This is a genomic window from Peribacillus simplex NBRC 15720 = DSM 1321, from assembly GCF_002243645.1.
GTDB classification, from domain to species: Bacteria; Bacillota; Bacilli; order Bacillales; family DSM-1321; genus Peribacillus; species Peribacillus simplex.
In genome coordinates, this window is sequence record NZ_CP017704.1 from 809434 (window position 1) to 830614 (window position 21181).

A 21181-nucleotide genomic window follows, 5' to 3' on the forward strand; every position below is an offset into this window, starting at 1 on the left:
TTTTTAGACAAATTAAAAACGCCTATTATTGTTGGCGTTTGAATTTTTCCAATATGTTTTTATTTGTACTTGCTGCAACCGGTGCCGGTTGTTCTTTTTTACGCAACCTTGCAAGGATACTATTTTTGTATTCCTCTGAATCAACTGTTTCTTCTTTTACTTCTTTTACTTCATTTTCTTCATCTGCTAATCCTACATCCATAGCTTCATTAGAAGTGAACCATGTATCATTTTCAATCAATGTAACAATTTCAGAACGTTCTCCTTTGAATCTCGTCATGTAAATATCAGCAATTGACTTATCGATTCCTTCAAGAGCATTTAAGGTCTTTTTGATATCAGCCTTGGTTCCCCAGGCAACTGTAGAAGCTTCATGTATCATATCATCATAGAACCTGTATTCATGATTAATTTATCAGCTGCCCTTGCAATTAATGAAGCTGCTAACCCGTCGACTTGAACGATAATTTCTGCTGAATGGTTTTTCAATTAATTGTAAATAGCTATCCCATCAAATACATCTCCGCCGCCGCTGCTGAGCTTAACTGTAATGGTATCTGATGTGATGTTTTTCAATTCCCTTTCAACATCAACTGCAGAAGTAGATTCATTCCAACATGAATCACCAATGTCGCCATAGATAGTTAACGTTGAGATCATTTTTGTGGCGAGTATACAATTTAATCTGATCATCAAACTTAGAAAAAATTAAACGAATTCCATCAAGCTTCAGTTCAGTAATGAAATCATTGTCCTCGAAGGGTTGCTCTGTTTTGTGCAAGAGCATTGGAGAAATAAACAAAGTTACCACCTCAAGATAATTGTAACACTTATAAAACAATATTCTCTGAGGTAGATAATGTAAAATCAAATGGAAAATTATTGATAAATCCATTTTTTCATACATAAATCCCACCTGTCTTTAGTATCAAAAATCAAAATAGGGAGAGTGCTCATTCATTTTTTGAAAATGTTCATATAATAGGAATCAGGGATAATTGTCCAAAAGAATGCGACCTTGAAAAGTAACTTAAAGTATAGCAAAAAAGGAGTAATATTTTTATGTCTTATCACGATGATTGTTGTAAAAAGAAAAAACGCTGCCATTATGACCATCACGATGATTGTTGTAAGAAGAAGAAACGCTGCGATTATGACCATCACGATGATTGTTGTAAGAAGAAGAAACGCTGCGATTATGACCATCACGATGATTGTTGTAAGAAGGAAAAACGCTGCCATTATGACCATCACGATGATTGTTGTAAGAAGGAAAAACGCTGCCATTATGACCATCACGATGATTGTTGTAAGAAGAAGAAACGCTGCGATTATGACCATCACGATGATTGTTGTAAGAAGAAGAAACGCTGCGATTATGACCATCACGATGATTGTTGTAAGAAGGAAAAACGCTGCGATTATGACCATCACGATGATTGTTGTAAGAAGGAAAAACGCTGCGATTATGACCATCACGATGATTGTTGTAAGAAGAAGAAACGCTGCGATTATGACCATCACGATGATTGTTGTAAGAAGAAGAAACGCTGCGATTATGATCATCACGATGATTGTAAGTGTAAATTAGAAAATATTCAATTCCAACTTCAACAACAGCAACAAAAACAAGAGCAACTTCAGGCTCAATTCCAAGCTCAACTTCAGGCCCAGACTCAAAATGATACCGATACTATTTCAAATGTAGGTAATCCAGTTGTGAATGTAAATGTATCCAATGATACTTCATCAAATGGCCGCTCTATTCCACAAACTAATTCAGCTTTTAGTGCAGCTACCCAAGGTTCAACCGTTCTTCAACCACTAGCTGGAACACTTCCTTTAGCTAAGGTATTTTTTCCAAATGAACTACTTGACTTAGAAAATGAATATGACCCATCTACTTCTACCTTCACCGCAAAAAATTCAGGTGTATATCTTTTTATTACATCTCTTAATTTTTCCCCTGATCCTACCGGGGTTCCTTATCAGGTTCGAGTTCAAATTCAAGTTAATGGTTCATCAGTCGGTACTGATGATGAATTTACTAGAGGCGATTCTGGTGATTTCACTCTAGTTAGTGCCAAAGTGAATTTAAATGCCGGAGATACCGTAGAAGTTTTTGCTTCAAGTACAACTCCGGGTGTCCTTTTGCCAGGGAAAGCAACTCGCTTTGAAGGAGCTAGATTCCCGTCTCCTACAGCATAAATAAAAAAGGCATAAATATGAGTAATGTTACAGACTAACCAGGAAAAGTTGGTTATAGCAGTGAGTGCGGTAGAGGTACCTACATTCACTCCATCTACCATTCCGGTTTTTTTGCATCTAGATTTTGGGTTTATGCCAATTAAAGAACATAAATAAAAAAATCCTGTTCAACCAAGGTGCGTAAGTTCTTTAAAAGATAAAAGGGATGGACAGATATAGATTTAAAAGAACAAACCATTTTCTATAACAAAGACTCTAGATTTTAAAGCTAAATCCAAACAAGAACTGTTTGGCGATCCAAAAACATTTAATTCTAAGCGGGTTATTTCTATTAGCCAGACACATACTCAAGTGCTTCAACATCACCTTCGGCATCAAAACCAACATAAACTTACCTTGAATGAATTATACCACCATGATCTAAATCTAGTACTGTGCAGGGATGATGGCAGCTTCATGCCAAAGTCTACTTTATTTAATGCATTCAGTCGTATCCTAAAAAAAGCTGAGTTGCCTTCTCTTCCCATCCACTCCTTACGTCATACACATGCAGTGCTCCAACTAGAAGCTGGAGCCGATATGAAATATGTTCAGGAAAGATTAGGTCATGGCAGCCTTGCTATTACTTCTGATGTTTACGCCCATATAAGCAAAAAACTCGAAAAGAAAAACATGGACAAGTTTGAAGAATACACCAAGGCAATAATCGATTAAATTTTTCGATAAATTTGGTGGACAAATGGTGGGCAAATATCTATTTCATTTATTTAACTTAGATTTGCCCACCAAATAAAAAAACCCTGACACCAGAGGTGCCAAGGGTTTGAGATATTAATACATTGACATATATTGTTCGCGTTCCCATGGGTGAACTTGTGTGCGGAACATATCCCACTCGATTTCTTTTGCTTCGATGAAGTGTTCAAGTAAATGTTCACCTAATGCTTCTTTGATTACTTCATCAGATTTTAATGTTTCCAATGCAGCATACAAAGTAGCTGGTAGATCAACGATACCTACTTCTTCACGCTCTTCTTTATTCATAACATAGATGTTGCGGTCAACTGGAGCTGGAGGAGTCAAGTCGTTCTTGATACCGTCAAGACCAGCTTTCAGCAGAACTGCAAGTGCCAAGTATGGGTTTGCTGCTGGATCGACACTACGTACCTCTACGCGAGTACTTACTCCACGTGAAGCTGGGATACGGATTAATGGGCTACGGTTTTTAGCGGACCATGCAACATAACAAGGAGCTTCGTAACCAGGAACTAGACGTTTGTATGAGTTAACAGTTGGGTTTGTTACCGCAGTGAAGCTTGGAGCATGCTTAATGATACCTGCGATAAATTGCTCAGCTGTTTTACTTAATTCCAATTTACCTTTTGTATCATAAAATGCGTTTTCGTTTCCTTTGAATAGAGAAACGTTACAGTGCATACCAGATCCGTTAACACCGAACAATGGTTTTGGCATGAATGTTGCGTGTAAACCATGTTTACGGGCAATTGTTTTAACAACCAATTTAAATGTTTGGATGTTATCACAAGCTGAGATTGCATCTGCATATTTAAAGTCAATTTCATGTTGTCCTGGAGCTACTTCATGGTGGGATGCTTCGATTTCAAATCCCATTTCTTCAAGCTCAAGAACGATATCACGACGGCAGTTTTCTCCTAGGTCAGTAGGTGCAAGGTCAAAGTATCCGCCTTTGTCGTTCAATTCTAAAGTCGGCTCGCCTGCTGCATCCAGTTTAAATAGGAAGAATTCAGGTTCAGGTCCAAGATTGAAATCTGTGAAGCCCATTTCTCTTGCTTCTGCAAGAACACGTTTTAGGTTTGCACGTGGATCTCCATCAAAAGGTGTTCCATCCGTATTGTAAATATCACAGATCAAACGTGCGACTTTACCTTTTTCGGAAGTCCAAGGGAAGATAACCCATGTATTTAAATCAGGATATAGGTACATATCAGACTCTTCGATACGTACGAAGCCTTCAATGGAAGATCCGTCAAACATCATTTTATTATCAAGTGCTTTTTCTAATTGACTGACTGGGATTTCAACGTTTTTAATTGTCCCTAAAATATCAGTAAATTGTAAACGAATGTACTTAACATTTTCTTCTTTCGCTAAACGAGTGATGTCTTCACGTGTGAACTTTGCCAATTTCTATTCCCCCTAATAATCATTCATAAATCATATTTTTTATTGGAAAAAACGAGACATATCCCCTTGTCTAAGAGATGTTCGATGCTTGCTTCCTTGTAAAAGCTCGGCACGCAGAAGCTTGCGAAGCTCCTCGTCACTAAGGTCCTGTCTTATTTTTTCCGCTTGTTCTAAATCTTGAGTTTTAGGTAAATTCTGTTCCTTTACAGTGAAAATCTTTTTTATGCCGGCCAGATTGACTCCTTGTTCGATTAAATCTTTAATCTCAAGCAGTCGATCGATATCGTTTAAAGAGAAAACCCGACGATTTCCATCTGTTCTCATAGGAGTAATAAGTTGATGCTCTTCGTAATACCGAATTTGGCGTGCAGACAACTCAGTTAGCTGCATGACGATTCCGATGGAAAAAAGAGGCATCGAACGCCGAATGTTGTTGCCGCTCATTCTTAGCATCCTCCTTTTGTTTAACTTAAAATAATCATATATCATGTTATTAAACTTGTCAATATGATGTTACATTTTATGACGTGTTTTTATCAGAAAAATTAAATGATTTGATACTACTCAAATATTATGACAATTGTTTTTTACAGAAATCCAATTGTATCTGGATTCCCATTACATACCTAACTTAATTTCATTTACAATTGAATCAGCTTTTTGTCCATTAGCGCATTCACAGCAGTCAATACAGCAACTTTAACATGGGCATATGTCAATCCGCCTTGAACGTAGGCAACATATGGAGCCCTTGTCGGACCATCTGCCGTCAGCTCAATGCTTGCCCCCTGTATAAAGGTGCCCGCAGCCATGATTACATCGTCCTCATATCCTGGCATATAGGCAGGATATGGTGTCACATGCGAATTGATTGGTGATGCATATTGGATGGCCTGACAGAAGGCAACCATTTTATCCCGGTCATCAAATTGGACGGATTGAATCAAGTCAGTTCGCTTCGCATCCCATTTAGGAGATGTATTCATACCGAGTTTTTCTAAAAAGGCAGCTGTGAATACAGCTCCTTTAACAGCTTGGCCCACTACATGCGGTGCAAGGAAGAATCCTTGGTACATTTCCTGCAGACTATAAAGCGACGCACCTGCTTCCGCCCCTATTCCTGGTGATGTTAATCGATAAGAACAAGCTTCAACCAAGTCCTTTTTACCAACAATGTAGCCACCGGTTTTCACTATTCCGCCACCGGGGTTTTTAATGAGTGAACCTGCCATTAAATCCGCTCCGACATGACATGGTTCTTGTGTCTCAACAAACTCTCCATAACAGTTGTCCACGAACACGACGATTTCAGGGTTAATGTCTTTTACAAAGGAAATCATTTCGCTTATTTCATCAATCGTAAAGGAAGGTCGTGTAGCATACCCTTTTGACCGTTGTATACCGATCATCTTCGTATTTGGTTGAATGGCTTGTTTGACGGCTTCGAAATCAACGGTTCCAGTTTCCGCTAACGGAACGGCCTTATAACTTATTTGGAAATCACGCAAAGATCCAATACCCGATCCTCGGATACCGACAATTTCTTCCAAAGTATCATACGGCTTTCCAGTTATGTATAACAATTCATCCCCTGGGCGCAATATGCCGAACAGAGCGGTTGAGATGGCGTGTGTGCCAGAAATAATTTGGGGGCGCACCAATCCAGCCTCCGCTCCAAAAACATCTGCATATATCAATTCCAGCGTATCTCGGCCCATATCATCGTATCCATACCCTGTAGTCGGGATGAAATGGGAATCACTCACTCTATGTGCTTGATAACTTTGTAATACACGAAATTGATTTTCTTCAATTCGTTCGTCCACTTGCTTATGTAACGGAGAAATCATTGCTTCCACTTCCTGGGCAATGTTTTTCAACACTTCTCCATTTGTTAACTGCTGATACATCAAAATTCCCCTTTATAATGAATATTTCTCCAGCTGCCCGGTTATTGGATGATCAGCTAGACAAAAACCTTTGCATTCATATCTTTCCGATTCTTCATTAAAGGAGAGAGTGCGCAATATGGTTTCATTTTTCAGCTGTGATAATAGTTTACCCTCACTCGATGGCAGGAAAACATGATACGGGACCATTTCTTCAATCACGTACTTTTCAATTTCTTCCATGATTAGATTCAGGTCTGATTGTTCATAGGCACTGATCATTAATGAAGCACGACTGGCTGACCTGACAAAATCTGCGTGAATCTTATCTTTCTTATTATACAACGTTAGCTGTGGAATGGAAGGGACATCTAAGTCATTTAGTAAATCATGCACCGTTTTCTGATGATTAAAGTAATCTGTACTTGAGGAATCAACCACATGGAGCAATAGATCCGCTTCTTTCACTTCTTCCAGGGTTGAACGGAATGCAGCAATTAAAGATGTCGGCAAATCTTGAATGAATCCAACCGTATCCGTCAGCAGCACGGTAAATCCGCTAGGAAGAATCGCCTTTCGTGTCATGGGATCCAGCGTAGCGAATAACTGGTTCTCTTCGTATGAATTCGCCTCCGTCAGACGGTTGAACAGCGTTGATTTACCTGCGTTCGTGTATCCCACAAGGGCTATTTGAAATGCCTTATTACGTTTCCTTCTATCACGATAGCGTTCACGATGCTTCACTATGCCACTTAATTGTTGCTTGATTTCATCTATTTTCCCACGAATGTGGCGGCGGTCGCTTTCCAGCTTCGTCTCCCCTGGTCCCCTGGTGCCGATTCCGCCTCCAAGCCTGGACATTGCCGTACCCTGTCCGACCAAACGCGGCAATAAATATTGGAGCTGAGCAAGTTCAACTTGCAGCTTCCCTTCTCTGGATCGCGCCCGCTGAGCGAATATATCCAATATTAGCTGTGTCCGGTCAATGATCCTTGCATCCAATTGTTTTGAAAGGTTCCGAATCTGGCTCGGAGATAGTTCATCATTAAAGATAAATAAATCCGGCTCCAGCTCCTCTTCCAGATTCCGAAGTTCCTCCACTTTTCCTTTTCCTATATATGTAGCCGGATCGACACTTTCCCTTTTCTGGCTAATGGTCATTAAAACCTCACCATTCGCCGTCTTCGCCAATGAAGCCAGCTCATCGAGTGAATATTCAAAACGTTCATTGGTCTCAGTTGTTTGACACCCAATCAACACGGCCGTTTCCTTAATTGCTTCTTCCAAATCAAATGCACCACCTTCTCGAAGATTTTAGTTAATCATAACAAAAAAATTGAATATATAAAAATTTCCTCAAAACGAAGCTTTTAACCGTTTTAAAAATTCCGATAACATGCTAAAATCAAATTTGGCTTTACTATCAAAATCGAAAAGACATAGAGGGACATTCATATGACATGGGAAGTATTAAGCTTAATAGGTACGATTGCATTCGCTATTAGCGGGACCATCATCGCCATGGAAGAAGAGTATGATATTTTAGGAGTTTATATTTTAGGAATCATAACCGCCTTTGGGGGAGGGGCAATCCGTAATCTGCTGATCGGTGTCCCCGTTTCAGCGTTATGGGATCAAAGTTTCTACTTTGTCATCGCTTTAGTATCCATCACCATCGTTTTCGTTTTTCCTACAAACCTTTCAAAGCACTGGGACAGATGGGGAAACTTCAGTGATGCCATTGGCCTTTCAGCCTTTGCCATCCAAGGGGCTATGTATGCCGTGGAACTTAATCATCCAATAAGCGCCATCATTGTATCAGCTGCATTAACTGGATGCGGCGGCGGGATAATCCGTGACGTGCTGGCCGGAAGAAAGCCATTGGTCTTCAGAAAAGAAATCTATGTAGTATGGGCCATCATTGCAGGCTTGGCTTTAGGCAGTGGTGTATTATCCCAGTCATGGCAGCTTTATTCGCTCTTTGCCGTCATCACGATATTGCGAGTCCTTTCTTACACCAATAATTGGCATCTTCCTAATAAAAAATGGGTGCCTAAAACATAAATTTGAAAAGCCCGCCATCTTGGTGGGCTTTTCCATGTCATTCTTTCTCATCATCCTCGAAAATCAAATCTTGGCTGGTAAGCGTCAGTAAATCGGATTTTTCAAACGAATCCTCCAGTAAAAGCCGCATTGCCTGCGCCCTAATCGACTTTTCAAGTACATTTCGTATATAGCGTCCGTTAGAAAATGAAATAGGCCCCCGGAATGAACGTAATATGATTAGATGTTCTTTTAATTTCCTTTCGGCATCCCGATTCATTAGATACTCCTTTTCCTGTAGCATCAGATCGGCTATTTCCATTAACTGTTCAATCGTATAATCCGGAAAATCAATAACAAGCGGGAACCTGGAATGAAGGCCAGGATTTAGGCTGAGGAAATAATCCATTTCCCTCGAATATCCAGCAAGGATCAAAATGAATTCGTGCTGCCGATCCTCCATATGCTTGACAAGAGTATCTATGGCTTCTTTTCCAAAATCCTTTTCGCCGCCTCTTCCCAAGGAATAGGCTTCATCAATAAATAAGATCCCGCCAATGGCCTTTTTAATTAAATCCCTTGTTTTTTGGGCAGTATGACCAATGTATTCCCCGACCAAATCCGCCCTCTCCGCTTCAATTAAATGCCCTTTCGAAAGTACATTCATTTTTTGAAACAACTTACCGATTAAACGTGCAACCGTTGTTTTCCCTGTTCCGGGATTTCCTTTAAACATCATATGCAGCGCTTGCCTGCCAGTCTTCAGCCCCTTTGCCTCACGTTGTTTATTGATGTAAATCCAGGCATATATCTCTTTTATCATCCGTTTCATTTCTTCCATTCCGACCAGCGATTTCAACTCATCTTCAATCTCTTTCAATGCCACATGCTGGTGGGGGATTTCCTGCACCAAAATTTCTTTTATCGGCAGATCCTTTTGTAGCGCTTTTCTATTTTCCGCATTAAACACAATATTGATTTGCCCGTTATTTTTCATACGGATCGGTTGTTCCAATGCATTCACCTCTCCATCTTGGACCCTAACTCTAACACCACAATTTTCGATTTATGATGGTCATAGGCATATGCTGCATAGCCAAAACAAACCCATCGGAAAATTCGTTTATTTCTTTTCATGATTAAGCCTAATTCCCTTCTTGAAAAGCGACTTATTCTGACAGGATTTTTTCCTTGGAGGATTTGTTACGACAAACTCCATTCCCGTTCACCAATTTATATGGGTTAATGTCATTTCCTGCGGTTTCCCGGAAAATAATCCGTCCCTAAATATATATTCAAAACAGGTACGTAAAATTATCGATTCTTAGAAAAAGAACAGAGAAGTGCATGCAAAAAAAAACAGGTCGCTATAAGCTAAACCTGTTTTTTACATTCATATATATGATTATTCCTTCACTTCGTAATCAATCTGAACATTACGTTGTGGAGCAAATGTAGAGATCGCATGTTTATAGACTAATTGCTGTTTGCCCTCTGATTCAAATAAAACGGTAAAATTATCGAACCCTTTCACTTGTCCTCTAATCTGAAACCCGTTTAATAAAAATACCGTCACATACGTACCATCTTTACGTAATTGATTAAGAAACTGATCTTGAATATTTACTGATTGTTTCATGTATTAGTCCTCCTCTTTTCTCTCTAAATTTATGTATTCGCCTTCACTGAAAAGCTTTCCTGCTATAAATCCAGATATTTCATGTATTTTTTTTGGAAAACCCTCGAGATCGGTCATATCAAACCAAATTACATCCATTTTATTCCGAAACCAGGTCAATTGCCTTTTTGCATATCGACGGGAGTTTTGCTTTAATGTTTCAACCGCTTCATCCAATGAAGCCCTTCCGTCAAAAAAATCATAGATTTCTTTATAGCCTATAGCCTGGATCGATTGGCAATCCCTCAAACCTTTTTCATAAAATGACTCCACCTCTTGAATCAGCCCTTCTTCTACCATTCCATCAACACGTTGATCGATGCGTTGGTATAACTTTTCACGCTCCATTGTCAATCCAATGATGCACGTATCATATTTCAATTCTGTAGGCTGTTCATTCAGCTGCTCACTCATCGTTTTACCAGTACAATGAAAAATCTCAAGTGCCCTGATCACCCTTCTTACATTATTAGGATGAATCCGATTCGCGCTTTCCGGGTCAACGCTGCGTAATTGTTCAAAAACAGGATCAATCCCTAACTCCCTTACCTGTTTTTCGAGGCCCTCTCTATAAACCGGGTCGGATGGTGCCTCCGAAAATTGATAATCATAAATGACCGATTGTATGTATAATCCTGTTCCACCGACGATAATAGGGAGTTTACCTCTGCTTTGGATATCCTCGATACAAGCATTAGCCCGCTCCTGGAACTCTGCCGCACTAAATGGTTCATCAGGGTCTTTAATATCAAGTAAATAATGAGGAATTCCTTCTGTTTCTTCCCGCTTGATTTTTGCAGTCCCAATATCCATCCCCTTATAAACCTGCATGGAGTCTCCGCTAATAATTTCACCATTAAATAACTTTGCCATCTCAATGCTCATCTTTGTCTTGCCAACAGCAGTCGGCCCAATGATAACGAGAAGTTTTCCTTTTTGTTGTTTCACAATCTCACTGCCTTAAATGATTTTTTCCCTATCTTATCATAATCTCGATGAAAGCAGCTAAACATCAACCCATTATGTCCAATTCAGGTACTTTTATTCAACTTTTTCCCCGTAATAATTGTCATCTTTATATCTCTTAGATTGTCAGAGTCTAAAATATTGAAAAATACATTTGAAGCTCACAGCTCCATTTGCGACAATGGAGAAAAAACGTGATTTTTAAATCCCCTTCTCATTGTAGAAGGGGAATATAATCCCGATAATAGAATCGTAAAAAAAGGTATGATTCCTTCTACATTTGAGGAATCATACCTTTTTATCAATTGTGTTTCCTTTGGATCAATTTAGCCAATTTTTCCATTTACGGGTATGACCATCGTAACGGTCGTTTCTTTTTCAGAGGATTGTACATGAATATCTCCATCATATCTGTTCACTAAGTCTTTAACGATGAACAATCCTTGTCCGCGAACTTTGCCCTTTTGTGCCTTTTTGGTTGAAAAACCGCTGGCGAATATATTCTCCAGATCTAATTCTGAAATCATTGGTCCGGTGTTCGTGACCATAAACGTATACTTTTCTTCATCAGCTTTGCAGGCAATATTCATTCGGCGTTCTTGCTCTGACAATTCAATTGTTGCTTCAATAGCATTGTCGATAACATTTGATAATAATTTTATCAAATCGATTGTTTTGACCCGATTGAAGGATTCGGTTGAAACATCAATCTCAATATCGATGTTATAATTCTGAGCCGAGAGCCTTTTAGTCTCTAACAGGACAGATAAGCCCGGATGAATCACATCCAATTTCATCGATTCAATCGAATGCACTTCTTTTGAAAGACCGGTTAAATATTCAAGTGCTTTTGCGTTCTCCTCTAATTTAAGCAGTCCATGTATCACCTGAATATGATTGGAAAAATCATGCCTTAATGAGCGGACTGAAGCAATGAGCGATTGAAATTCTGATTGATACGTATCTTCCGTATCCCCCACTTCACGTGTCAGTTCCTTTTGATACCATTTTTGAATGACAAAAAAGGTAACCAGCAGCATGATAACAAATCCACCATTATAAATAAGAATGGCAATGCTGCTTTTCAATACCTTGCTGTTAATGGCATTAATATCTTCTACGCTCATATCAATGCCCAAAAAACCAACAATGGTGCCATCTTGATTTTTCATTGGCACTCCCACAGTCAAATACTCGCCATATTCCGGATCTTCTAGAATCCCGGTAATAAAGCTTTTCCCTTCATACGCCTGTTTGACCTGCTCCGACGGAACAGTACATACACCACCGATAGGAAAATCCCCTTTATGTTCTTTAGAAAATCCAGTAATCATAGCTTTAGATACTCGCGGATTATCAATCATGATGGTATAAACATATAATGCTCCTATTTTTTCACGGGCATCCTCTAAGTAAGCTTTTATATCCCTATAATCCCGGCTCTTTACTTGGTTATTAAGAAATCGCTGATAGGCTTCTATATCCATCGAGTCGGCAATAGATCTAGCAGCTACCAAGTTTTGATTAGCAACAGATTTTTGTACAGAATTTTTAATGCTTAAATATGTTGAAAACATATTTAGAAGAATGAAAACAATCAATAAAAGAATGGTCAAATAAAGAAATGCCCTTAACTTTTTATTTTTCATAGGATTAAACTTACCTCATCTCTAGCAGCTAAAAGTTAACGAACCTATTCTGAGTTTACTATATAAAGGGACAAAGAAATAGAGATAAATCTAATATTCTCTATCATCCCAGGCATATAATACTATAATTAATCAAGTAATTAACAGATCACCCACTAATTTTCAATCCTTTAACTTTTCATATTTTAATCTACACCAAATCAACTAATAATTATTACCAATAAAACTTTTTATTCCCAAATAGTTAATTATATCAATATAACTTTTTATAAGAAAATGAAAAAAATAAAAGAGTTGTGTTCGGTATTTCCGCTTCAAAAAAATAATTTTACCCTTTATATGAAAATATTACAAGAACATAGAGGTTCCATATGTAAAATCACACCATAATTAATATTTATTGTATTAAATTGCACAAAAATAGCGGACTACTCCTCTTTCAATAGTGCATATTAACTAATTTTTCATTAAGGAAAACATCATTTTAACGAGAAGATTTCCTTAATTAAAAAAATGGAATCAGAGCCTGATCCCCTGATTCCATTTACATATGATAGCTTTTATTTAATCGAATTAATGACTGCCCGCTCATACATCTTTTTAGTTACTTGATAATATAGCAGTTGAAAAAGAAAATACGTTACGATGACCACAGCCGAATAGACAAACAAATTGGATCCCAATAAATTGCTTAATGCCACGTAGGCGACTATGGCATGAATCATCCCTATCAGAAATGGAGCGAAAAAGAGGATACGTATTTCCGCACTTAAAATTTGCCGTATTTCTTTTTTTGTCAGTCCCAATCGATGTAGGGCATGAATTTGGATTTTTTTATCTTCTAAATTCGTAAAAACTCGCAGATACATCATGCTCCCTTGGACGATAAAGAATAATAAACTGACAAACAAGCCGATAAAAAGAATCAACATGCTTCCCTGTTTCATTTCTTGATAAATCGGAGCTCTTGTTTGCAGTTGATTATGATCAGGATTATTAGACATTTTTTCGATTTCACTAGATGTTTCCATTGAATCTTCCCAATCTTTAACTTCATACCCTCGTACTCTTACCATCTCTTTTAAAGGAACATCAGCAGTGATTTCATGATACAGCTTATCATCGACTACCATCAGGGTCGTTGCTGATTTTATGGGTGCGACTATGGATTGATTGCGCTGACCGGTCATTGTTACCTGTATGATTTGTTTACCATAGTGAAGATCCTTTTGTTCTCCCTTTTGGACGAATTGAAAGTCCAGTCCTCCATAAGGAAAAATGTATAACGCTTCTTTTCCGGATAACTTTGCTGGATCAATTTTTCGCAATGCAGCCGCATCGTTATAATCACATTCCGAGATTAATAATGACCTATTTTCATTGGCTTCTCCCGTTCTCATATCAGGTAACATGTGAGTAATCGGCACACCTGTCATATTTACTTCGTAAAGGATCTTGAATCCATCTTCCTTTAATGTTTTCTCTACTGCGGATGGTTCAATAACGGAATAAATGGAAGCATCATTTTCAACCCAGCCAATTGATTGCGGAATGTTATCCACCCCTTGCTTTTTTAAATCTGCACTGAACATGAAAAGTGTTCCTGCAGATGTCAAAATCACGGCTGTAATGATCGAGGTCAAAAAGAATAACCTGGAATAGTCCTTAATATTAAATATCAGGTTTGTTTGAGTAATTAAATTCGTTCCACCATATAAGCTTTTCTTCTTCCGGTAAAGCCTGCTGCATAGAGCGACAATACTTTGGCTGAATAGAAAATAGGTGCCGATCAGTACGAAGAATAAAATGGGCATTACTCGAATATAAGAATTGTTCAACGACATCGTGCCTGCCAAATAATAAGAAATGCTTAAGCAAACTGCTGATAGTGCAATTAACCACTTTGAAACGAAGGGCGTCTTTTTTGGTTTTTGTTTATCTTTTAGTAAATCGACTACCTCCGCATTTCCAATGTGGAACAATGAAAGGAGCGATAATAGCTGAAATAGCAAAACGAAACCAACAATGGTATAAATAAAGGCCTCAGGGACAAAGACAAATGATATTGGTTGCTCTACAGCCAATAACCTAGAAACTGCCATTAAGAATAACTTTGAGAACAACAACCCCAAGCCTACTCCGATCAGGATAGATATGAGGGAAACCATCGTTTGCTCCAGGTAAATCAGTTTTCTTAGTTGGGATTTGGACATTCCAAGCAGTGTCAGCAATCCAAACTCTTTTTTTCGCGGCTGAATAAATGCTGCATTCGAATAAGCAATAAAGAAAACTGAAAATATGATGATCACGATTTCAGCTGCAATGAGTCCCCTACTAATTAGCTGTCCCCCAGGGATATTCGCATGGACCACATCAGGATGAAAGATAAATGATGCGTAAATAAAAAAAATGGAGACGGAAAGGACAATGCTGAAAAAATATGCTAGATAACGTTGTGCATTTCCTTGGATATTTCTCTTAGCGAGAAGTCGGATGTTCATGATAGACTCCTCCCAAAACGCTTAACGTATCTAAAATCCTTTGATGGAAGCTCTGTCTTTCCCCTCCGCTGTGAACCTCCGAAAAGAACTTGCCATCCTTTATGAATAGAATCCGGTCACAGAAACTGGCGGCAGTCGGGTCATGAGTGACCATGAGGATTGTTGCTCCCTTTTTCTCTTGAAGTGTCGTGAGGGTATCCATTACCTGCTTGGCAGATTTGGAATCCAAATTACCAGTAGGTTCATCCGCTAAAATAATGGAAGGTTCATGAATGATCGCTCTTGCACAAGCTGTTCGTTGCTTCTGACCTCCGGAAATTTCAAAAGTCCGCTTTTCTAATATCCCTTCTATACCAAGAAGGTTCGCCAATTGGCTTATCCTATTTTCCATTTCCTGCAGTTTATACTGATCTAACGCTAAAGGAAGAAGGATATTTTCGCGAACGGTAAGTGTATCAAGAAGATTGAAGTCTTGAAATACAAATCCAATTTCCCTCCTGCGAAACAAAGCCAGGTCCTGATTGTTTAATTCATTAGGATTCTGATCATTTAGAATGACTTTACCTGTGGTGGGTTTATCAATCGTGGCCATTAAGTTAAGCAGAGTGGTTTTCCCGCTGCCTGATGGACCCATCACTCCGACAAATTCCCCTTTCTGTACATTCATGGTGAAATTATGTAACGCTTTATGAAATAAATTCCCCTGCTTTTGAAAATAAGTTTTGGATAGTTGTTCCGCTTTTAAAATCGACATCCTGAATACCTCCCTTTCTTACCGTAAGTATAATGAATAAAGCGGGAGGCTCCCATCGAAGTTTATTACATAATCGTTTAACACCCTTACAATTCTGTCACCTTTCATGTAAGGTATTTATCTTAAAAAGAAATTCCACAGTAGTCCCTTCGGATACAGTCGATTGAATGGTAACGCCATGCCCAAGTCTCTTGACGATTTCCTTCACTAGATATAGTCCCATTCCGGTTGACTCTTGTTGGACTCGCCCGTTCTCTCCAGTAAAAAATGGATCAAACACTCGTTTTACATCATGTGGGGCAATTCCAATTCCCTGATCTGTTATCCTTAGGAAAATCTCCGACTCTTTTTCAACAAAGTTGAACGTTATGCTGTCATGCTCTTCCTGCCTTGAATACTTCAGTGCATTAAAGATCACCTGACTAATGGCGAAGTGGAGCCACTTACGATCCGAATGCACATATAAATTCTCAAGCTCCGTTTCAAGCCTGGGGTATATGAACCGTTTGATGAACTGTTTTTTTTCCTCGTTAATCACTTGCTTGACTAGATTAATTAAGTCAACCCGCTCCGATTTTACATCCTCCGAAAAACGCTGCAGCCTTGCTCCATGCAATATAATTTCCAGCCCTCTGCGAAATCGATCATTTTCTTCTTCTATCTCTTTAAGATAATCCTTCATCGGCTCATTCGAAAATGTCCTTCTGCCTTCTTGAATCAGTAAGGAAATGACTGAAACAGGTGTCTTCATTTGATGAACCCATTGATGAATCAACAGCTCATATTGCTCCTTCTGTTTGACTTGTTCTTGTAATTGTCCAATTGTTTCCTGGTTCATTTGTTGAAAAAGCTCCATCCACAACTTTTGTTCATTTGACAAGGGGTCCCTAAAGGCTTCGACATATTCAAACGACAAGCTTGGTTCTTGCTTCATCCTTGCTAATTGATTAAGAAAACGGTAATGCCTTATGTAATCGGCCGCTAAAAATAGAATCATCATAAACAACGCGAGAATAATTAAATAGATGATATTTGAAATCGATATGTGATTCCCCGCTTCCAGAACGGCTAATGAATAAGCAATAATAAGCAGGCTTACCAATAGAACGGTATAAAATATAAAATAAAGACGGTCTATAATAAAGGATTTTAGCTTCACTTTTCTTCACCTTGCACTATTTTTAGTCGATATCCTTTTCCCCTGCTGGTTGTTATGGCATGCTTTACGCCAATATCCTCTAGTTTTCTCCGTACCCTTGTGACATTGACGGTCAATGTATTGTCATCAACAAATGAATCATCATTCCATAATGCTTCAAGTAAATCTTCACGCGAGACAATGGTGTCATACTGTCGTAGTAAACAACTCAATAATTTCAACTCATTTTGAGTTAACGTTACCTGATTGTCTTGATATTCAATCATCGCTTTTTCCGTATAAAGCGTTAATCCATCCATTTCCTTTATTTGGTGGTCTAATGAAGATATTTCCGCATATTCACCATAAACCCTACGTAGGACACTCTTTATTTTCGCTAGTACCACTTCCAAATGAAACGGTTTGGTTAAATAATCATCTCCCCCATATTCAATGGCCATGACTTGGTTCATTTCATCTGTCCTTGCAGAGATGAATATAATGGGAACCTTTGACACCGTCCTTATTAGTCGGCACCAATGGAATCCATCATAAAAGGGCAGATTAATATCCAATAAAACCAAATCTGGCTTTATCTCTTGGAACTCCGCAAATACTTGGTCCAGTTGCTTCACTTCAAAAACCTCATACCCATACCTTTTTAAAAAATTGACCAAGATTCCAGCTATTTTGAAATCGTCTTCAACCAATAATATTTTATACATCTTTTTCTCCTCATTAACATGACAATCCTACATATTAATCTGACTTTTGAAATGAAAATAAAAAGCCTTGAATGGTATGAGCCAATCAAGGGGATTTCAATAAAATTAGATTTCCTCCGGGATTTTCAATCCCTCAATAAAGGATTTAAAACTGGATGCAACTTTATAAATATTTTCATCCTGGCTTGATGGATCTGAATACCAACCCTGATCCCAGAAGTAAACTCCCTTTTCCTCTTCGTTATTTATCAGCAAGATTTTACCTGCACATGTATCATTACCTATTATAATGCAATTCTTATGTAAGTCTTTTCTGTTTTCTTCATGCCATTTCTGTAAATCCCGTTCTTTATCTTGAAGCTCTAATCCATAAAGTACATTTAAGCAAACGAGTGTGTCTAATCCATCCACATAAAACTTACAGTTTTGAACCGCAGTTGTGCCGCCATTATACTTAAGTAGAAATTGTTTATAATCTGCAGGGATTTCAAAACCCACAAATTCCTGAAAATTATTCACTGCTTCTTGTGTCGCTTTGCCATATCCAGTAATATTCACCATTGTATCGACTCCATTTCATTTTATTGTAGTAAAATCAATTGATAATCTTATTCTATTTCACTTGCTAATTGCAGTTTATAAAATGGCCGGGTTCTACACTCCATTACAACTCTGTTAATCTAAAATTTACTTTTCTTAATGGAGATCCCTTAAAAATAATTTATTCATAATTACTTAGAAAATAATACTTTTTTTAAATATATTAACATAATTTTACTATCCTTTTCAGTATTTTCTGATATTTTTTTTGACAATTTCGTTTCTTTTCATTAAGAAAATAGCTTTTTTTAAAAAAGAGTCTTTACCGAAAAATCGATAAATCGTATAATTCGTAGATAAATCAGGTATTTTCGTAGATATATGTCCATTTTCGAAGATATATTCCCGATTTCGCAGATAAATGAAACTTAGCATTATTCATTCTTCCTTATAATATTCAATAAAAAAAGGCGCCCAACCATCATCTTCGAGGTTGTGCGCCATGAATTAATCCCATTACATCTCAGACAACTTTATAGTCATCATAAGTAATTAATAACCTGCTCATAGAAACTGTCTCAGCACGAAGCTTATTCTTATCACGACAATAAGCAATGATGGAACTATTGGGAATTTTAGCTGTACAATTCCATTTACTATACTTTTCATTATACCTAGAGGATATTTCGATAATCTCACCACGTACTTTTAACATCCTGCGTTCTACCAAGGGCATCATCTCCAATTCCGATAATATTATTTACCCTAAATCGGATAAAAAATTCTTGAGGCTCATTCAGGAATGGCATATTCACAGATTATGGACATTATAGCAAAACAAACATACATGCTAAACAAAAGATGTCTACATATTCACAGAGTAATCGCTGCCGGTAACTGGCATTATTGTTTGGACAACCTATAGATCTATTATTATAGGAAATGACAAGGTTGTTCCTCTTAAAAATGCGGTGAATCCGATTCGTAATCTTATAGGATGTCTCTTTATTTAAGGTATTATAACCAGAATAATCTTAATATTTTTTTGGAATATTAAGATAAATCATAAAGCCCACCTAATATCTCTTTATTATAACGATAAAAATTATATTCGTATCACAAAAGAAATATTTGAAATTAAGAGATTAGAGTCGTATGATTAGTAGTATCGGCGGAAAACACATAAATCAAAATAATTAAGTTTAAAGGGGAATTAGATATGGTAGATGTAGTCTCAAAACCTGAACATGAAACACTTAATATTTCTGCAAACCAAGAACAATTGGATATCCTTGATCAGCTTTTAAAGCCTGAGGTTCAGGAATCATTGAACACTTTAGTTGAGCAGTTACCAAAACTGACTGAGTTAGTGAATATTTTAACAAAGTCTTATGATTTCGCTCAATCGGTTGCGACTGATGATGTTTTGAAAAATGATACGGTCAGCGCCATTTCGGAGATTGCGACACCTGTAGTACATTCAGTAAAAGGGCTTGCGGCTAATGCCATCGAAGCTAAGGATCGTGCTGATGTGAATAATGATGTAATCGGTCTTTTTGGTCTGTTAAGGATGATGAAAGATCCTCAAGCACAAAAACTTTTCCGTTTCGCCCAAGCTTTTCTTGAAGTCTCTTCAGAACGTAAAAACCAAAAATAATTTGATAAACTTTCAGTAAGAACGGGGGATTAACTATGTCAAAACAAATCGTCATCTTAGGTGCAGGTTACGCAGGATTGCTATCTGCCTTATCCGTACGTGAATATTACAATAAAGATGAAGTTCAGGTTACAGTGGTGAATCAATTTCCAACGCACCAAATCATCACCGAATTGCACCGTCTTGCAGGCGGATCCATTTCTGAACAAGCCGTTTCCATTCCTTTGGAAAAGCTTTTCAAAGGAAAAGATATCGACCTTATCATTTCCAAAGTGGAGTCTTTCTCAGTCGATAACAAAGAAGTGAAACTTGCCAATGGTTCCACTTTATCTTATGATGCCCTGGTTGTTGCTTTGGGAAGCCAAACAGGATTCTTCGGCATTCCGGGACTTGAGGAAAACAGCATGGTCTTGAAATCCGTAAATGATGCAAACAAGATTTACAAACATATCGAAGATCGCATCCGCGAATATGCACAAACCAATAATGAAGCGGACGCAACCATCGTGATCGGCGGCGGCGGATTGACGGGCGTTGAGTTAATCGGTGAAATCGTGGATCATTTCCCTAAAATCGCTAAAAAGTTCGGAGTGGACTTCAAGGATTTGAAAATCAAGCTTGTTGAAGCTGGTCCAAAAATCCTTCCGGTCCTGCCTGATCACTTAATCGAACGTGCGATGACAAGCTTGGAAGCACGCGGCGTTGAATTCTTGACAGGTCTGCCTGTAACGGGTGTTAAAGGAAATCAAATCGAATTGAAAGATGGACAAACGATAACTGCCAATACGCTTGTTTGGACAGGCGGAGTTGCGGCTCTTCCTATCGTAGGCGAATCAGGCCTTGAAGTGGATCGCGGCAAAGCAACCGTTAATGAGTTCTTGCAATCCAAATCCCATAATGACGTATTCGTTGTCGGGGACAGTGCCGTTGCCTTCCCTCCAGAAGGCGGCCGTCCATACGCTCCTACTGCACAAAATGCTTGGCAAATGGGTGAGCTTGTTGGATACAACCTATATGCAGCCTTTGAAGGCAAGAAACTTGAAGAATTTTCACCTGTAAACTCAGGTACACTTGCGAGCCTTGGACGTAAGGATGCGGTGGCAACCGTTGGGGCAAATAACACGTCCCTTAAAGGTCTGCCGGCTACATTGATGAAAGAAGCAAGTAATGTTCGCTATCTATCACACATCAAAGCCCTATTCAGCCTGGCTTATTAATTTTAAGATAAAGCACTCATTGAATTTAAAAGGACCATTCATCATTTGAT

Annotated in this window: 18 protein-coding genes and 3 pseudogenes; 6 read left to right on the forward strand and 15 right to left on the reverse strand. The window is 38.3% G+C overall.

Annotation, left to right across the window (positions count from 1 at the left end; genetic code table 11):
- Positions 1 to 25: 25 nt before the first annotated feature.
- Positions 26 to 382, reverse strand: coding sequence for an ATP-dependent Clp protease proteolytic subunit (locus BS1321_RS28065; protein WP_232522768.1), 357 nt, complete (start codon positions 380 to 382; stop codon positions 26 to 28).
- Positions 383 to 640: 258 nt separating this feature from the next.
- Positions 641 to 802 (reverse strand): annotated as a pseudogene (locus BS1321_RS28070) (ATP-dependent DNA ligase); the annotation flags it as partial.
- Between the two features lie 216 nt (positions 803 to 1018).
- Between BS1321_RS28070 and BS1321_RS03670 the strand changes: the two are divergent.
- The 3 genes and pseudogenes from BS1321_RS03670 to BS1321_RS03680 form a co-directional block, all read left to right on the forward strand.
- Complete coding sequence (locus tag BS1321_RS03670; RefSeq protein ID WP_157732797.1) at positions 1019 to 1591, forward strand: hypothetical protein; 573 nt, start codon at positions 1019 to 1021, stop codon at positions 1589 to 1591.
- 128 nt (positions 1592 to 1719) lie between these two features.
- The gene (locus tag BS1321_RS03675; RefSeq protein ID WP_094246573.1) at positions 1720 to 2208 is read left to right on the forward strand and encodes a C1q-like domain-containing protein; all 489 of its coding nucleotides are present in this window, start codon (positions 1720 to 1722) and stop codon (positions 2206 to 2208) included.
- A gap of 206 nt (positions 2209 to 2414) precedes the next feature.
- Positions 2415 to 2922: pseudogene (locus tag BS1321_RS03680) on the forward strand (site-specific integrase); the annotation flags it as partial.
- 117 nt (positions 2923 to 3039) lie between these two features.
- On the opposite strand, the gene glnA reads toward BS1321_RS03680, so the two are convergent.
- The 4 genes from glnA to hflX all read right to left on the reverse strand — a co-directional run bounded on the left by glnA (position 3040) and on the right by hflX (position 7550).
- Positions 3040 to 4374: a type I glutamate--ammonia ligase gene (glnA, locus tag BS1321_RS03685; protein ID WP_063236399.1), complete on the reverse strand. Its 1335-nt coding sequence runs from the start codon at positions 4372 to 4374 to the stop codon at positions 3040 to 3042.
- Between the two features lie 39 nt (positions 4375 to 4413).
- Positions 4414 to 4818 (reverse strand): MerR family transcriptional regulator, encoded by a 405-nt coding sequence (locus BS1321_RS03690; protein WP_053345434.1) that lies wholly within the window; start codon positions 4816 to 4818, stop codon positions 4414 to 4416.
- 197 nt (positions 4819 to 5015) lie between these two features.
- Positions 5016 to 6284: a methionine gamma-lyase family protein gene (locus tag BS1321_RS03695; RefSeq protein ID WP_063236400.1), complete on the reverse strand. Its 1269-nt coding sequence runs from the start codon at positions 6282 to 6284 to the stop codon at positions 5016 to 5018.
- 12 nt (positions 6285 to 6296) lie between these two features.
- A complete protein-coding gene (hflX, locus tag BS1321_RS03700; RefSeq protein ID WP_063236401.1) occupies positions 6297 to 7550 on the reverse strand; it encodes a GTPase HflX in 1254 nt (417 codons plus the stop codon).
- A 168-nt stretch (positions 7551 to 7718) separates the two neighbouring features.
- Between hflX and BS1321_RS03705 the strand changes: the two genes are divergently transcribed.
- Complete coding sequence (locus tag BS1321_RS03705; protein ID WP_063236402.1) at positions 7719 to 8327, forward strand: trimeric intracellular cation channel family protein; 609 nt, start codon at positions 7719 to 7721, stop codon at positions 8325 to 8327.
- A gap of 37 nt (positions 8328 to 8364) precedes the next feature.
- On the opposite strand, the gene spoVK is transcribed toward BS1321_RS03705, so the two are convergent.
- The 9 genes and pseudogenes from spoVK to BS1321_RS03750 form a co-directional block, all read right to left on the reverse strand.
- Complete coding sequence (gene spoVK, locus BS1321_RS03710; RefSeq protein WP_063236403.1) at positions 8365 to 9321, reverse strand: stage V sporulation protein K; 957 nt, start codon at positions 9319 to 9321, stop codon at positions 8365 to 8367.
- Positions 9322 to 9711: 390 nt separating this feature from the next.
- Complete coding sequence (gene hfq, locus BS1321_RS03715) at positions 9712 to 9945, reverse strand: RNA chaperone Hfq (RefSeq protein WP_034313436.1); 234 nt, start codon at positions 9943 to 9945, stop codon at positions 9712 to 9714.
- 3 nt (positions 9946 to 9948) lie between these two features.
- Complete coding sequence (miaA, locus tag BS1321_RS03720) at positions 9949 to 10869, reverse strand: tRNA (adenosine(37)-N6)-dimethylallyltransferase MiaA (RefSeq protein ID WP_063236412.1); 921 nt, start codon at positions 10867 to 10869, stop codon at positions 9949 to 9951.
- A 407-nt stretch (positions 10870 to 11276) separates the two neighbouring features.
- Positions 11277 to 12599 carry a sensor histidine kinase gene (locus tag BS1321_RS03725; protein ID WP_063236404.1) on the reverse strand — a complete coding sequence of 441 codons (1323 nt, stop codon included), beginning with the start codon at positions 12597 to 12599 and terminating at the stop codon, positions 11277 to 11279.
- Between the two features lie 2018 nt (positions 12600 to 14617).
- Positions 14618 to 15100 (reverse strand): annotated as a pseudogene (locus tag BS1321_RS28690) (FtsX-like permease family protein); the annotation flags it as partial.
- The gene (locus tag BS1321_RS03735) at positions 15078 to 15854 is read right to left on the reverse strand and encodes an ABC transporter ATP-binding protein (protein ID WP_063236406.1); all 777 of its coding nucleotides are present in this window, start codon (positions 15852 to 15854) and stop codon (positions 15078 to 15080) included. The gene BS1321_RS03735 and the pseudogene BS1321_RS28690, both read right to left, overlap by 23 nt.
- Before the next feature lie 97 nt (positions 15855 to 15951).
- Complete coding sequence (locus tag BS1321_RS03740) at positions 15952 to 17013, reverse strand: sensor histidine kinase (RefSeq protein ID WP_063236407.1); 1062 nt, start codon at positions 17011 to 17013, stop codon at positions 15952 to 15954.
- Complete coding sequence (locus BS1321_RS03745; protein ID WP_063236408.1) at positions 17010 to 17717, reverse strand: response regulator transcription factor; 708 nt, start codon at positions 17715 to 17717, stop codon at positions 17010 to 17012. Before BS1321_RS03745 ends, BS1321_RS03740 begins: the two co-directional genes overlap by 4 nt.
- A gap of 105 nt (positions 17718 to 17822) precedes the next feature.
- Positions 17823 to 18278, reverse strand: coding sequence for an SMI1/KNR4 family protein (locus BS1321_RS03750; protein ID WP_063236409.1), 456 nt, complete (start codon positions 18276 to 18278; stop codon positions 17823 to 17825).
- 1198 nt (positions 18279 to 19476) lie between these two features.
- Here BS1321_RS03750 and BS1321_RS03765 point away from each other — a divergent pair.
- Together BS1321_RS03765 and BS1321_RS03770 are read left to right on the forward strand one after the other, a co-directional pair.
- On the forward strand, positions 19477 to 19914 hold the full coding sequence (locus tag BS1321_RS03765; protein ID WP_094246574.1) for a helical membrane plugin domain-containing protein: 438 nt from the start codon (positions 19477 to 19479) through the stop codon (positions 19912 to 19914).
- A 35-nt stretch (positions 19915 to 19949) separates the two neighbouring features.
- Positions 19950 to 21131 (forward strand): NAD(P)/FAD-dependent oxidoreductase, encoded by a 1182-nt coding sequence (locus tag BS1321_RS03770; RefSeq protein ID WP_094246575.1) that lies wholly within the window; start codon positions 19950 to 19952, stop codon positions 21129 to 21131.
- The last annotated feature ends 50 nt before the right edge of the window (positions 21132 to 21181 follow it).

Coding starts and splice junctions, on each gene's coding strand:
- BS1321_RS03745 (WP_063236408.1), bottom strand. CDS start 17,717: ATGTATAAAATATTATTGGTTGAAGACGATTTCAAAATAGCTGGAATC.
- hfq (WP_034313436.1), bottom strand. CDS start 9,945: ATGAAACAATCAGTAAATATTCAAGATCAGTTTCTTAATCAATTACGT.
- miaA (WP_063236412.1), bottom strand. CDS start 10,869: ATGAGCATTGAGATGGCAAAGTTATTTAATGGTGAAATTATTAGCGGA.
- BS1321_RS03770 (WP_094246575.1), top strand. CDS start 19,950: ATGTCAAAACAAATCGTCATCTTAGGTGCAGGTTACGCAGGATTGCTA.
- BS1321_RS03690 (WP_053345434.1), bottom strand. CDS start 4,818: ATGAGCGGCAACAACATTCGGCGTTCGATGCCTCTTTTTTCCATCGGA.
- BS1321_RS03735 (WP_063236406.1), bottom strand. CDS start 15,854: ATGTCGATTTTAAAAGCGGAACAACTATCCAAAACTTATTTTCAAAAG.
- BS1321_RS03705 (WP_063236402.1), top strand. CDS start 7,719: ATGACATGGGAAGTATTAAGCTTAATAGGTACGATTGCATTCGCTATT.
- BS1321_RS03765 (WP_094246574.1), top strand. CDS start 19,477: ATGGTAGATGTAGTCTCAAAACCTGAACATGAAACACTTAATATTTCT.
- BS1321_RS03725 (WP_063236404.1), bottom strand. CDS start 12,599: ATGAAAAATAAAAAGTTAAGGGCATTTCTTTATTTGACCATTCTTTTA.
- BS1321_RS03695 (WP_063236400.1), bottom strand. CDS start 6,284: ATGTATCAGCAGTTAACAAATGGAGAAGTGTTGAAAAACATTGCCCAG.
- BS1321_RS28065 (WP_232522768.1), bottom strand. CDS start 382: ATGATACATGAAGCTTCTACAGTTGCCTGGGGAACCAAGGCTGATATC.
- BS1321_RS03750 (WP_063236409.1), bottom strand. CDS start 18,278: ATGGTGAATATTACTGGATATGGCAAAGCGACACAAGAAGCAGTGAAT.